This window comes from Paenibacillus oryzae (genome assembly GCF_001675045.1).
Lineage (GTDB): Bacteria > Bacillota > Bacilli > Paenibacillales > Paenibacillaceae > Pristimantibacillus > Pristimantibacillus oryzae.
The window spans coordinates 96,675-109,995 of sequence record NZ_LYPA01000054.1 but is presented as its reverse complement, the minus strand read 5'-3'; the positions used below and the strand labels follow the sequence as shown (position 1 = coordinate 109,995).

Annotated in this window: 10 protein-coding genes; 3 read left to right on the top strand and 7 right to left on the bottom strand. The window is 49.6% G+C overall.

Translation table 11 applies throughout. From position 1 onward, the window contains the following. Nucleotides 1–7: 7 nt before the first annotated feature. The 3 genes from A7K91_RS12000 to A7K91_RS11990 form a co-directional block, all read right to left on the bottom strand. Nucleotides 8–841, bottom strand: a complete 834-nt coding sequence (locus tag A7K91_RS12000) for a carbohydrate ABC transporter permease (protein WP_068682961.1) — start codon at nt 839–841, stop codon at nt 8–10. Beyond that, on the bottom strand, nt 838–1,728 hold the full coding sequence (locus A7K91_RS11995; RefSeq protein ID WP_068682959.1) for a carbohydrate ABC transporter permease: 891 nt from the start codon (nt 1,726–1,728) through the stop codon (nt 838–840). The genes A7K91_RS12000 and A7K91_RS11995 overlap by 4 nt, the downstream gene beginning before the upstream one ends. 61 nt (nt 1,729–1,789) lie before the next feature. After that, entirely contained in the window at nt 1,790–3,175 is a 1,386-nt protein-coding gene (locus A7K91_RS11990) for an ABC transporter substrate-binding protein (RefSeq protein ID WP_068682955.1), read from the bottom strand. 184 nt (nt 3,176–3,359) lie between these two features. Between A7K91_RS11990 and A7K91_RS11985 the strand changes: the two genes are divergently transcribed. Beyond that, nucleotides 3,360–4,358 carry a LacI family DNA-binding transcriptional regulator gene (locus A7K91_RS11985; protein WP_068682953.1) on the top strand — a complete coding sequence of 333 codons (999 nt, stop codon included), beginning with the start codon at nt 3,360–3,362 and terminating at the stop codon, nt 4,356–4,358. 105 nt (nt 4,359–4,463) lie between these two features. Here A7K91_RS11985 and A7K91_RS11980 read toward each other — a convergent pair whose 3' ends face one another. From A7K91_RS11980 to A7K91_RS11970, 3 genes are read right to left on the bottom strand one after another with little or no spacing between them, the layout of a single operon-like run. Further along, nucleotides 4,464–6,389: an AraC family transcriptional regulator gene (locus A7K91_RS11980; RefSeq protein WP_068682951.1), complete on the bottom strand. Its 1,926-nt coding sequence runs from the start codon at nt 6,387–6,389 to the stop codon at nt 4,464–4,466. Nucleotides 6,390–6,448: 59 nt separating this feature from the next. Then, a complete protein-coding gene (locus A7K91_RS11975; RefSeq protein WP_068682949.1) occupies nt 6,449–7,309 on the bottom strand; it encodes an amidohydrolase family protein in 861 nt (286 codons plus the stop codon). Continuing rightward, nucleotides 7,296–10,481 (bottom strand): GNAT family N-acetyltransferase, encoded by a 3,186-nt coding sequence (locus A7K91_RS11970; RefSeq protein WP_068682947.1) that lies wholly within the window; start codon nt 10,479–10,481, stop codon nt 7,296–7,298. Before A7K91_RS11970 ends, A7K91_RS11975 begins: the two co-directional genes overlap by 14 nt. A gap of 172 nt (nt 10,482–10,653) precedes the next feature. Here A7K91_RS11970 and A7K91_RS11965 point away from each other — a divergent pair, with 172 nt between their 5' ends. Together A7K91_RS11965 and A7K91_RS11960 are read left to right on the top strand one after the other, a co-directional pair. After that, complete coding sequence (locus A7K91_RS11965) at nt 10,654–11,085, top strand: hypothetical protein (RefSeq protein ID WP_082967407.1); 432 nt, start codon at nt 10,654–10,656, stop codon at nt 11,083–11,085. After that, on the top strand, nt 11,085–12,158 hold the full coding sequence (locus A7K91_RS11960; protein WP_068682945.1) for a phosphodiester glycosidase family protein: 1,074 nt from the start codon (nt 11,085–11,087) through the stop codon (nt 12,156–12,158). Before A7K91_RS11965 ends, A7K91_RS11960 begins: the two co-directional genes overlap by 1 nt. Nucleotides 12,159–12,179: 21 nt before the next feature. Here A7K91_RS11960 and A7K91_RS11955 read toward each other — a convergent pair whose 3' ends face one another. Next, nucleotides 12,180–13,295 carry a TolB family protein gene (locus tag A7K91_RS11955; protein WP_068682943.1) on the bottom strand — a complete coding sequence of 372 codons (1,116 nt, stop codon included), beginning with the start codon at nt 13,293–13,295 and terminating at the stop codon, nt 12,180–12,182. Nucleotides 13,296–13,321: the final 26 nt, after the last annotated feature.

Here is a 13,321-nt window from a genome sequence, read left to right as displayed (position 1 = left end):
CCCTTTTCTATTTAATACCGCTGCGAACTACGCCATCAATGATGTACTTCTGGAACACAACAAACAGTAGAACGATCGGAATCGTCACCATCGTAAGCGCCGCCATCATGTGGCTCGTAAAAATATTGTAGGTGTCGCTGAAGATGGCATTAAGCGCTACCTGAATCGGCATTAAGCCAGAGTTGGAGATGGCCATGACCGGCCACAAAAAATCGTTCCAGGAGGCAAGGAAGGTCAAGATACCAACTGTCACGTACATCGGAACGCTAGAAGGAACAACAATTCGGCAAAAGGAGCCAAATTCCCCTAGCCCGTCCACCTTGGAGGCTTCGATAAGCTCGCCCGGATACGACATAAAATTTTGCCTGAACAAAAAGATGTTCATGACATTTACAAAAAACGGCAATAAATACCCAGCCATCGTATTAATCAGACCCATATCATGCACGACCAGAAATAACGGCAAAATAATGGCCTCAATAGGTACAATCATTAACGCAATGATGAACAGCATCACTACATTTTTGAAGGGAAAATGAAATCTGGCGAGCGAATATCCGGCAATCGAGTTGATAATGAGTCCCGCCAAAACCGTAATGGACGCATAAATCAGGCTATTAAACAAATTTTGAAAAATATTATAATACCCCAGCAGCTCCTGATAGGATTTTAAAGTCAAATCCGGGAAATGGGGCACAACTGCAAAAATCGTTCCCAAATCCTTATAAATGGTGTCGTCGATTTTGAAAGAGGACAAAATCATCCAAACAAGCGGAATGAGAAACTGCAGCGCAAGCGCAATGGCCAACAAATAGAATAACGCCTTTTTAACACGCTTCATGCCTTCTCCTCCTTAAACAGCCGCTTGATCACCATAGAAACAGCAATCAAAAAGATAGTAAATACAAGCGTAATAGCGCTGGCATACCCAATGTTGCGGTGACGATAGCCATATTCATAAATGTATTGCAGCATCGTCATGGTGGAATAGTCGGGGCCGCCGCCAGTCATGACCATTGGCTGTACAATGAGCTTAAACGCCTGAATGGTTGTTGTAATGACAAGGAACATCGTAATGGGCTTTAGTCCGGGCAGCGTAATATGCACAAATTTTTTGAAGCTCCCGGCGCCGTCAATATCGGCAGCCTCATACAGGCTTTTGTCGATGTTCGTCAATCCGGCCAGAAAGATCATCATCTGATAGCCGCAGCCCGACCATGCGGATATAAACACAATGGTGGGCATCGCTTGAGTGGTGCTTGTCAGAAACGGCTGTGCCGGCAAGCCCAGTCCAGTCAATATTTCATTAATCAGACCAGAGGTGGGATTCAGCATAACCGTCCACAAAATCGAAATGACAACTAGCGACAAAACAGCCGGGGAAAAATAGGCCGTTCTAAAAAAGGCGTTGCCAATTACCTTTTTGCTCACAATCATAGCCAGTCCCAGCGCCATGCCAAGCTGAAGCGGAACGACCAGCACAACGAATTGCAGCGTATTTAAAAAGCTTTTGAGGAACACCTCATCCGTCGCAATACGGTAGAAATTGTCCAGTCCGATAAAGGCCTTGTCATCCGGCTTAAGCAAATAATAGTCGGTAAAGCCATACGTAAACGCTCTGCCAATTGGGATGACAATAAACAACAGCGCAAGCACGATCGCGCAAAATAAAAAGCAATACGCCGTAATGACCTCGGCCCTTTTGTAAGACCGATTACGAAACCCCATAGCTGCACTCCCCCCTGCAAAAAAAATGGCGAGGACTAGCCTCGCCCCTGATCATGCCTGCTTATTTCTTGTATTTTGCAAATTCCATATCCAGCTTTTTAACCGTGTCATCCAAATATTTCTGAATCGTTTCGCTATCTGCGGCTTGATTTTGCGCAATTTTCAGCAATACATCCTTGGCAAACGTTTCTGACAAATACGGGTAGCCAACAGACACAGGGCGAGCTTTGTTTGTTTTCTCAACCTGATATTGCATAACCGTCCATGCTTCATTGTAATAAGCATTGTCTGTATTGGTATTAATGACGGAAATGGCATTTTTGCGTGATGGTATTGCGCCATTTGCAGCGTAATATTCTTCTGCGGCTTGATCATTAGTCAGCCATTCCATAACCTCAACAACCTGCTTGGACTTTTCTTCATCCGTTATTTTTCCGCTTTTCACAAAAGTCCAGCTGCCCGATGGCGTATAGGAGCCGCTATAGCCTTCGCTCATTTTCGGGTATCTGACCGTTCTGTATTTCAGATTCGGGTAATTATCCTTCAGCTCGTTTACATACCAGAAGCCTGCCACCGCCAACGGCGCTTTCCCCGTATGAAAAGCCTTCTCCGGTTCGGAAGCGCTTGCAAGCGGGTCGCCTGCGAACAGCTGCGCATAGCTTGTCAAAGCCTGCAAGCTTTTTTCGCCATTTAAAACGCCATCAACCGTCAGCCCATCCTCCGCTACAATGTTGCTGTCATTTCCCCACAAAAGCGGTGTAAAATAATACGTTCCCGTCTCATAGCTTCCGCTTGCAATATCCGACAGCAAGGTGCTGACCGCCAGCTTGTAATCAGCAAATGCTGCATCCGAGCTGCTTTTGGCGTAAGTATCAATGTCGCGGGCAAGCGCTACAAATTGCTCCCATGTCCAATCCTCGTCAGCAGCCGGCACCTTTGCCTGAATGTCGGCCGGCAAGGCTTTAATCATATCCTCGTTGTACATAACCGCAACCGCTGAATCAGAGTAGCCCATCGCATAAAACTTGCCGTCGACCGTACCCTGCTGAATAATCGAATCCGTAAAACCTTCCTTGAAGCCATTGCTCATATAGCTGTCAAGCTCGCCGATGACGCCAGCATCAACGTACGCTGCAACGTCAGGGCCATCAAGGGTGAATATATCCGGCATATCATTGGCGGTAATTGCCGCATTCAGCTTGTCAATATACCCCGAACCCGCGCCGGCTCTTGTAATATTCTGAATTTCAACCTGAAGCTTGTCGGGATTTGCCTCGTTATAACGCTCGACTCTGCTTGCGAACATTTTGCCCTCCGGGTGGTCCGCAGCAGCTTGTGTCCACACGACGATTTTGTTATTTCCGTTTTTGCCGGAGCCGGCCGAGCTGCAGCCCGTTGCTTGTAGTATAAAAATAATGCAACCCAGAACAACCAATATCTTCTTCATTGAGATCCCCCTTAAGAATAATTACTGAATACGTATTCACAATAAAAATACTATATAATAAAGTTATTATTGTCAACACATGATCTGATAATTGTGTATAATATAAAAGTATACAAGAATTCGTATTCAGATATAAATAAATGATGATGATTGATCTCAGGATATAGAGGAAAGGAGCTTCACTATGGTAAAAAAAATGACAATGCGCGAGGTAGCCAAGCTGGCCAATGTTTCACAGCCCACTGTCTCCCGGGTCATTAATGGAAACAAAGATGTCAGCGAGGAAATTGTTAAGCGGGTCATGCAGGTGATCGAGGAGGTTGGATTTGTTCCTAACAAAACGGCTCAGACCTTAAAGCGCAACCAATCCAAGCTGATTGGCATTTGCGTCACCGAAATTTACAATCCTTATTTTGTTGAATTAATTGATCACCTGGAATCAGAAGCTAAAAAGCGCGGTTATAATATTATTTTGCATAACTCCAAGCATAACTCGATTCTGGAATGGGAGAATATTCAAAATTTTATGGCGAGGCAGATTGACGGCTTTCTCCTTGTTCCAACCGGGGAATATAACCTTCCTAGAATAAGCAAGCTTCCTATTCCGTCTGTCGTGATTACACAAACGATTAAGGGATTCGATAGCGTCGGCTTAAATCATCTCAAGGCCGGACGCCTTGTTGCGGAGCAATTTATGCGGGCCGGACATAATACCTTCGGCTACATCGGAATTGACGCCGATGATAAATTTCGAGGCTTTGAAAATACGTTGTATGAAAATCAGATCCATTTTAACTCCGATAATTTTATTGCCGTCCCGGATGGCGAGAACAGCAACCTGCTTATCCGAAAAGCGATTGAAGGTTATTTGGAGCAAAATAATGAATTTCAGTTTAGCTGCGTTTTTGCTTCAAACGATGTGATGGCGTTGGAATTTATGAAGATAGCACAGGAAAGAGGCATTCGGATACCGGAGGACATCAGCCTGATTGGTTTTGATGACACGTATTTGGCTAAGGTTATGGGGATATCCAGCATTCATCAACCCATTGAAGAGATGATTACAACCACGCTGACGCTGTTAATTAATCGCATTGAGCAAGAGGTGGCATCCGAAACGGTAAGCATTCAGCTTGAGCCTACTCTGATCGAGCGCAGCAGCTCCAGACATCGCCGAACGTAAAGCGCTCGCCAAACAAACAAGGACATTTCACCCCACATGACAATGGAAGCGAAATGTCCTTCATTAGTGGAGTCCCTATTGTTCTTTTCTGTTTAATGGATTGCTTTATTTGTTGCCTTCCATCAGCAAATCGGCGATAATGTCCAGCTGCTTGTCTACCGCAATGGGATCGCTGGGAAGGAATTCGTCAAAATCAATAGAATAGACCTTACCATTTTGTCCTGCAGGTGTGCTTTGAATCAGCTTTTCAACCTTCTTCAGATTTTCCTCTGCCCCTTCATTGACGGCAAGGAACAAGCGGTCCCCTATGAATTCCGGTATCACCTCGGACGATATTTCCCAGGTTTCTCCGTTAATCACGTCCGATTCCACCTTGGCTGTTGGCTTCAGCCCCAAATACTTGTAGATGATATTGCCCCCCATATTGCTGTCGCCATAAATAAAGATAGCTTCTGAACGCACATTCAAAATGGAGAACGTTTCATCGGCTCCGACATACGGACTAATTTTCTCTTTGTATTCCGCTATCTTCGCCGTAAACTCCTCATTCCATTGCTTGGCCTCCTCTTGCTTGCCCAGAATATCTCCGAACATTTCGACATCCTTGATCGGGTCGTTATTTTGCTCGACAACAATCGTTGGCGCAATTTGGCTAAGGGCCTCGTAACCGCCCTCTGTAGCTTCGGCAAAAGCCGCGGTAGTAACGATCAAGTCGGGCTCCAGCGCCAGCATTTTCTCCAGATCAGGCGGAACGCCCACATCCGTTATATCGGATACATCGCTAATAAACGGATTTTGCAAAATAAAGGTTGTAGCGCCAACCGGCTTTACACCAAGCGCGATAAGCTCTCCCAGGTGAAAAAGACTAACGACGCGCTGCGGCTTCGCAGGAATTTTGGTTTTACCCTTCAGATGCTCATACATACGCGTTTCTCCCGCTCCGTTCTCCGTGGCGGCAGTTGCCGCAGCCGATGCGCTGGCCTCAGGCTGCGCCGCAGCCGCTGTTGGACTGCTCGACGGAACAGGCGCCGCTGCCTGGCATGCGCTAAGAAGCAGCGTTGTGCATAAAAGCATCATCGCTCCAAACGCCGGTCTTGAAAATCTAAACATGGATGTTTCCCCTTCCCTATCCCATTGATAATAACTCTCGTTCTCATTATGGTGAAGGGGCCAAGACGTTTCAATAGATGATTTTGACAGCTGCAATGGATTATACTGAACAACCCGCTGGTTTTGCTCCCTATATTGAAGCGGCGAAAGTCCGGTATGCTTCTTGAACAGGCGGCTGAAATAATAAACATCGCCGTACCCTACGCCGCTCGCAATTTCCTGAATGCGGGCCTCCGAGTCCAGCAGCAGTTGCTTTGCCTTGAAGATGCGTACATGAATCAAATAGTCGATTGGACTAATGCCAAGTTGATTTTTAAACAAGCGGGATAAGTAGCTGGAACTGCAATTTTGCCTGCTTGCCAGATCTTCCGCCGTAATCGGCATTTTATAATGCTCGTTCAAGTAACGAACACTTTCGGACACAATATCGGGCCTACCCTTTTCTGCCGCAGCCGTCCGGGCTTGCCGCAACACCTCATGCACGAAGGGAAGGAAAAGAGACTGTGCCTGCAAACGCTCCAGCGGGTCGGACTGCCGCCATAAGCGCTCCATGCTTTGGCACATCTCCTGCAAAATTAGCGATGCATGGGGAGTAAATGCATAAGGAGTATGAAGGCTATTCTGGCCTTCCCCAGAGGCGGCAACAACGTCATACAGAATCAGATAGCAGGAAAACGTATCGGAAAACGCCGCGAAGCGCAGCTCGGCCCCGCTTCCTCCATGCAGAATGTGGGGAGAACGAGCCAGGCAGGCCGTTCCCGACAGGCTCGCCTTAGCTTCACCTTGCGTCGTGACTACAAAAAAGCCGGAATGCGCTATAAAACCGCCGGGAATGTTTCCAAGCTTGACACTGCAATGGCGGATATCCTGCAGCCGCACGGCTGCTGTGCTCCATTGCCCGATGTGGGCCTCCCAATCCATAAGCTCTCTCCCCTCCATTACACTAGATGCCCAGCGGCAGAACCAGCTTCAAACACACACTATAACTCTAAACGCTGCCGAATTCGGGGAAATACATTAAGCGCCGTGCGATAGAAAACATCCTCATGATAAGCCTCGGGAATCAGCTCCTTTACGAACTGCAAATAAGGCTCTACGGGTGCAAGCGGCCAATCGGTGCCAAACAGCATTTTTTCATAATTATCGCAAAATACAAGCGCATGGCGAAGATGGGAAAAGAACAGCGGCGAATCCTTGAGACGAGCGCATTCAGCGGCATCGCCAACCATCAGGCCTGACAGGTCCGCAAACACATTGCGGTTTTTATAGACGATCTCCGCACCGTCCAGCACCCATGGATCGCCCAGATGCGCCATCATAAAATTAACGCCGCGATGAGCAACAGCCACCTCGTCAATCGCCAGCGGATGGGAATATTTAAGCAGTCCGCGCTCTGAATAGGTATCACCCGTATGAAAAACAACGGGAACGCCATAACGCTTTGCCAATTCGTACACAGGCTGGTAGAGGGCATCGTACGCATAAAAGGGATAATACCCCAAATAAATTTTAATGCCGACGGCCTCTGGCTGCTGCAAGGATTTCTCCAGTGCATCCAGTCCTGCATTATCCAGCGTAAACGGGTTTACCCCGGGACAATACACGATCGACTTGGGATAGGACGATACCATATCCAGGCCCATGGGCGTTGGAGCGTCCCGGTCGGGGAAGCCTTCCCCGGCTGTTTCCGTCACTCCCATGCCAATTCCCAAAACAATGCCTTGGGCTTCATATTCCCGCAGCAGCCCCTCTACCGAATAATCAACAAAGGAACGTTCCGCCGCCGTTTGTTTAAAAGAGTCGATATGGGACAAATGCATATGCGCATCAATAATTTTCATTTTCCAGCTCCATTTCTACAAGACTTTCACTCCACTGTTGATGCTTTGGGTTAGAAGGAAAGAGGGTATTGCGCAACGCTTCAAGTCCTCCCTCCGGCAGCAGCTTGTCGCTGAAAACCAGGAAAATCGGCGCCGTACGGTGCCCCTTCCCGTGGGGAATGCTGACAGAGCTTGCAAACGAAAGGCTGCACAGCTCCGGATTCCCGTAAATCCACGGCGCATTGGCGGCTTCCTGAGTCACGATATGCATCAATCCATTGTGCATGTCCGAGCCAAATACATAATCTCTCGTCTCACGCACCCCGACCTCCCCTTTTCCAATGGGATAAGTAACCGGGCGTCCATCCAGATCAAAGGTTCTGATCCAGCCGCTTCCAAGCTCGGAAGTGGTTTCTTTCGCACCGCCAAAATGCAAGCTCATTTGGCTGCTCAAGGTTTCCAGCAGGAATGAACCCGTACATTGCCGGATATCTGTCATTATAGCAAGCACAGGCGCTCCTGGCAGCATCAAATAAAAGGTATCCATCGTGATGCCCTTTAGCTTGTCATGCTCGAGAATATGCTGGCGGACGGCGATACCGGACCAGATATTTCCTTTGTCGTCGGCGATGCTTACGGAGCTTGCGGCATGTTTCTCCTTCAGCAAGGAAGCCGCGCTTATGCCGCCGATGCCGCTGGTAAACCCGCCAATCCAGGGATTCCACCAGGATTTTGGACTATGGTTAGGAAAGCCCGAAGCCAGCCACTCCCTGCCCTCGACGCGAATGGAATGAAGGCCCGGGAAATAGTCCGGCGCCGCGGAAATAGACAAGCATCCATTGCTCGCATGAAATATCGGGCAGGCTGCGTCGCCTTGCTTCTCAAACCTTACCTCATCGCCGGATATCCGGAACAATACGCTGCTGAATATGTTGTCCTGCTGACCGAGCCTTGCATGCGCCTTGACTGCCTCAACAGATGCATTCGGGACTGGAAGAGAAAATACGGCTTCAGCCGCTCCATCCTCCGGCTTGAGACTGACCGTTTGCGAAGCGTCGCCTTCTTCCCCGCAAGAAGCGGCAACCTCCCCCTCCCAAACCACTTGCTTGGTATCCCGCAGCACAGCTTTTATCTCCTGTGTTTCATTACTCACAAAAGGATTGCCGTCATGAACAATCCACTCCACAGGGTTAACGGTTATCGGCGGTATGCCCGTCTGTGGCTCCGCCATGGCAAACTCGCGGAAGCTCGTCCAATCGGCAAATGCCCCCATGGATAAATAAATGGGCTTTAATGCCTTTTTCTCGCCAGCTCCTACATCCATAATTCTGCCTTCCAGCTCCATATGCCAATCGCCGAATCCAACAGCATAGTCAGTGCCCCAGCAGATGCCTACCGGCGTTTTGCCGCCTCGAACAAACAACCACGGCTCGTGGAAAAAGGAGTCGTCCCATGCATCAATTTGACTGCCAATTGAGTTGTTATTAGACAATAGCTGTCCACGATAAGGCGCTATCATTCCATATAGACTGGCCTGGATTGGCTGAGAAACCCAGACCTCGCGCGTTAGCGGAGATGCCGAATCGTTCCGCCATTCATGCCACAGCTTTGCCGTTCCGTCCGCATAGAGCAGAATGGTTGTATAAAAAACAAGCTCGGGTACTGCCTCCGCCCGATACGAAATGCGAAGACCGATACCCGCCGCTTCCTCTATCGTTTCCACAGCAAGAGGCTTCTTCCGCACAAACTCGCTGGAATACGGCTTGCCCAAAAGCGGCGCGGGCAAAAAAAGGCGTTCACCCTTTCCATTGACGCCAACAAGAGCAATCCCGTTTTTATCCTTGTTGTAATGCAGCTCGCAGCCGCCGTTCCGAACTACCAGGCCTTTAGCCGTTTCCCCCGCATATTTGGCGCCAGGTCCTCCAAAGCCCGCATGGACATGATGAGTGAAAGCAATGGCGCGGCCATCCTCCGCAACAAGTCGCACCTCAAGCTGCTCATGATAAAAGCCGTAATCCAGCAGCGTATAAGGAACGGCCAGCGACGCCTTTTCCTTTGCCGGGAGCGGCACACGAATTTCACGTTGCCCCCACTCCAGCCATGAAAGAGCCGGCAGCTGCAATGAAATGGTTGCCGGTTGCGGCAGATGATTATGAACATCCAGGTACATGGTGTAGCCGCAGCCAGGCCGATGCGCGGCAACCGGCACATTCAGCGCCAGATTGGCCGGGAATTTGGTTGCAAGACCTATTTTGAGCAAAACATCCCGTCCGTTGATTGTTACCTTTGTCCGAACGCCGGGATAGGTGCGCCAATCGCTCTGCTCCTCGCCGATTTCGTTCACATAAAAACGAGCGGCAATAATGCTCTCCTGTTCCACCTGCTGAGAACTTTCCCACTGGAACGCTATATGCTCATCACTTTCGCCTTTGAAATCCATATGCAAGGGAGCGCCGGATTTATTGACAATGCGATATTCCACGTTGTAAAAATTGCCAAACAACGGCTCGGCCTGCTCCGCTTTAGCAGAAAGCACGTAATCCTCTGTTTCGATCAGGCAGATGCCATGTCCCTTGCGCTCAAAATCAACGCGAAGCTTTTTACCGTCCTTCTCCCACAGGTAGGTGTAGGTTTCAAAGCCGTTATCCTTGACGCCATCCGGCTTCATTTCAATTTCTCTCGCCAAATCGCCATACCAGTCAAATTCCCGGAAATAAGGAGCAAGCGCGGGACTGGAAGCCACCTGCGGCATAAAATTGATGAAGTGAACGGCATGTTCCCGGTTTTCCCAGAAAAAGCCGCATTTTTTGTAGAGAGGAACGGCTTTCATATTGCCGCCCCAGGTGTATAGATCAATACGCGGCCGTCCCATGGCAAACGCTTGCTCAACAGCCTGCTGCATAAGCTTTTTACCGACCTTTTGCCCATGGAAATCAGGCCGGACGTTCAGCCATTGAACATAAAGAACACCGCTCTCCTCCTGAAATTCCCCGATGCTGCAATAACCCGCAACCTCGTTTTTGCATATAGCAAGCAGCACTAGCAGAGCGTCGGATTTCTCCTCATCCTCCCGGACCTGCTCCGCGGATCGGATGGAAGCGCCGCCGCCCCATTCCCCGCTGCTCATATTCCACATTTTGGCCAGGTCCTCCGCGTATGACGGTTCATATTGCACAATCTCGATTGAAGACATTTTCATTCCCCCTCCCCTTATTGGAAATTATAACCTGTCCCGAGCCGCGAGAAAAGCGCATGGACAAGCGCAACCTTTTGAGGGTTGAAGCGTCTTTACAATATAGCCAAGCAACTGTTCGTTCATCTAGCTGCGAGCACGAATCAATTCCATACGAGGTGAATGAATTTAAATGAGTGATTTAGGCGTTGAGCCGGCTATGACCGGCAGACAGGCGTCCAGCTCCCGCAATAAGCGGAGAACGGCCGCCTTTATTGTGTTTGCGGGCATTTGGCTGCTGCTGATCGGCGGCGGCATTTACGGCGCCAAGCTGTACACCGACAATATGAGGCTGACGATTACGCATGATATCGAACGCCAAACCTCGCTGCAGGTCGAAGCCATGCAGAAGGCCTACGATGAAAGGCTAAATCAGCTTGAGGCAACCTACAGCAGCGATATTGCCGCTCTGCAGGAAAAGGTTGACGCGCTGAACGAGCTGCTTACCTTTACGAAGGACAATGCGGACAACAAAACCGATAACAGCAACAAGCTGTACACCCAACTGAATGAGGTCAAAAAACAGCTTGCCGAGCTGAAGAAAAATTTGGATGTGCTTAAATAATGAATCCGGTCAAGCTGCTAAACCGTACCGCTCTATTTGCCGTCACACCCTTTTTGGGCATTCTGATATGGCTGTTGTCCTCCAATATTGCAATTACACTTTCCAGCGGCGATATCGCCATGCCGGAGATGCGGCAATCCGCCCAGTCCTCCGACTCGCTAGGGAAATTGGCTTCCGGCCTGGATCAGGCTCAGGAAATAGCCGCCCATACCGGGGAGTCGCTTCGGAAGCAGGTGGAGCTCTACGACAAAACAAACGCCGAGATGGCGGAGATCGGCAAGCTGGCTGCCGCTCAGGCAGGCAGGCCGCTTGCGATATACGACGCCAAAATTACGGCGCGGCTTGGCAAGCCCAGCACAACCATATCGTCGAACAAGCTGCGTGCCCAGCTGTTTTATTTGAAGAACGAACAGTTTAGAAGCTATGCTGTCAAAATTCAGCTCAAAGACCCCGACGCCATGGACATGGTATTGGGAGGCTCGGAGCTGGGACAAGCTATGACTACCCTGCAGGCCGTCAAAAAACACGGCGCTGCCGTTGGCGTCAATGCAGGCGGGTTTGCCGACAGCAAAGGAAGCCGGTATCCGCTTGGCACAACGATGGTGAATGGCGAATATGTAGCTGGCTTTCAGCCTACCTATCTCGATTTGTTTTTTGTCGGCCTAAACGAAAGCGGCAAGCTGATTGGCGGAAAGTTCGATAAGCAGGAGCAGCTGGATGCCAAAAAGCCAAGGTTTGGAGCTACCTTTGTGCCGATCCTGTTAAAGGGAGGAGCCAAACAGGAAATCCCCGCCAAATGGCAAAATAGCCCCAAACGGGCGCCGCGCACCATTATTGCCAACTATAAGGACAACCAGCTCTTGCTGCTGGTGACGGATGGCTATAATGAAGCCGGCAGCTCCGGCGCAAGCCTGGCAGAGCTGCAGGATTTGCTTCAAGCCTACGGCGTCATTGACGCATACAACCTGGATGGCGGCGGTTCATCCTCGCTTGTTTTTAACGGCAAGCTGATCAACAAACCGTCGGATGGCTCCTTACGCAAACTCCCCACCCACTTTTTGTTTTACAAATAGCGGGCGGGGAGCCCTCTTCCTTTATTTTTGAAGCGAAAACTTCAAGGTTACAATACTGCTGTTATATTGGCTTCCGGTCCATTCCGCATAAGCCAGCTCCTTGCCTGACGGGCTCCAGGAGGTAAAGGCTTGCCCGACATTCACCCCAATCTGGGTCGATTCGCCTGTCAGCAGGTCGAATACATACAAGCCGTTAACGGCCGCGCCATTGGCGTCGGCCTTTTGGCTATAAGCAATCATTCGCTGATCCGGCGACCATGAAACCCCTCCAAGCTCTGCTCCTTCCGCAATGCTTTTGGGATTGCTGCCATCCAGATTGCATAAAATAAGCGTGCTTTTGGAGCCGTTGTACTGCAAAACAAGCAATTGCTTGCCGTCCGGAGAAGGATAGACGCCATACACATTTTCCAGGCCCAAACTCGTTTTTTCCTTCGTATCGAGATCCATCGCTCTCAGAGTACCGTCAGCGTTTGTATTGTAATACATTTTATTGCCAACGACCTTGGCGATGACCAGCAGCTCCTCCTCCAGACCCGGCACAATGCCGATTTCTCCCGAAGCGGTTGCCCGGTATGCCCCTCCGCTGTATGCCGCTCCGATCGCTGAACCATCGCTGCCCCATCCCGCACTCATCGCTCCGCCGATTGTGCCGCCTGATAGCGGAATCGTGTCGAGGGTAGCCAGATCCATCATATAAAAAGTGGGATCGCCCAAGCTATATGCCTGATACAACAAATGCTTTTTGTCGGGCGACAAGGCTGCGCCGCTTAAATGGACGCCGCTTTGCTCCTTCAGCAGCTCGAATTGGCGAGTGCCGGCATGATACAAATAAAGACTTCTGGGATAAGCGTCCGCGACCTCTGACATCGTCATTTTGTCCAATGATTTATTTTCCATTGAAACAATCATCGTGTCGTTATCCAGCCATGCCGATATCTCCACATTTTCGTGCTTTTGAATGTCCTCTACCGAAATAGCCAGTTCGCCGGTTTCTTTAGCAGAGTCCTCCACAACCGTAATCGTTTTTCCCGGCTCCTGAATGACCACCCGGCCTCCATCATTGTTTGTTGCGCAAGCCCCTATACTCATTGCCAGAACCGGGACGGCAGCCATTGTCAGCCATTTTGTTTTTTTCATATCTTTCTCCTCCTTGATAATAGAGC

Coding starts and splice junctions, on each gene's coding strand:
- A7K91_RS12000 (WP_068682961.1), bottom strand. CDS start 841: ATGAAGCGTGTTAAAAAGGCGTTATTCTATTTGTTGGCCATTGCGCTT.
- A7K91_RS11995 (WP_068682959.1), bottom strand. CDS start 1,728: ATGGGGTTTCGTAATCGGTCTTACAAAAGGGCCGAGGTCATTACGGCG.
- A7K91_RS11990 (WP_068682955.1), bottom strand. CDS start 3,175: ATGAAGAAGATATTGGTTGTTCTGGGTTGCATTATTTTTATACTACAA.
- A7K91_RS11985 (WP_068682953.1), top strand. CDS start 3,360: ATGGTAAAAAAAATGACAATGCGCGAGGTAGCCAAGCTGGCCAATGTT.
- A7K91_RS11980 (WP_068682951.1), bottom strand. CDS start 6,389: ATGGATTGGGAGGCCCACATCGGGCAATGGAGCACAGCAGCCGTGCGG.
- A7K91_RS11975 (WP_068682949.1), bottom strand. CDS start 7,309: ATGAAAATTATTGATGCGCATATGCATTTGTCCCATATCGACTCTTTT.
- A7K91_RS11970 (WP_068682947.1), bottom strand. CDS start 10,481: ATGTCTTCAATCGAGATTGTGCAATATGAACCGTCATACGCGGAGGAC.
- A7K91_RS11965 (WP_082967407.1), top strand. CDS start 10,654: ATGAGTGATTTAGGCGTTGAGCCGGCTATGACCGGCAGACAGGCGTCC.
- A7K91_RS11960 (WP_068682945.1), top strand. CDS start 11,085: ATGAATCCGGTCAAGCTGCTAAACCGTACCGCTCTATTTGCCGTCACA.
- A7K91_RS11955 (WP_068682943.1), bottom strand. CDS start 13,295: ATGAAAAAAACAAAATGGCTGACAATGGCTGCCGTCCCGGTTCTGGCA.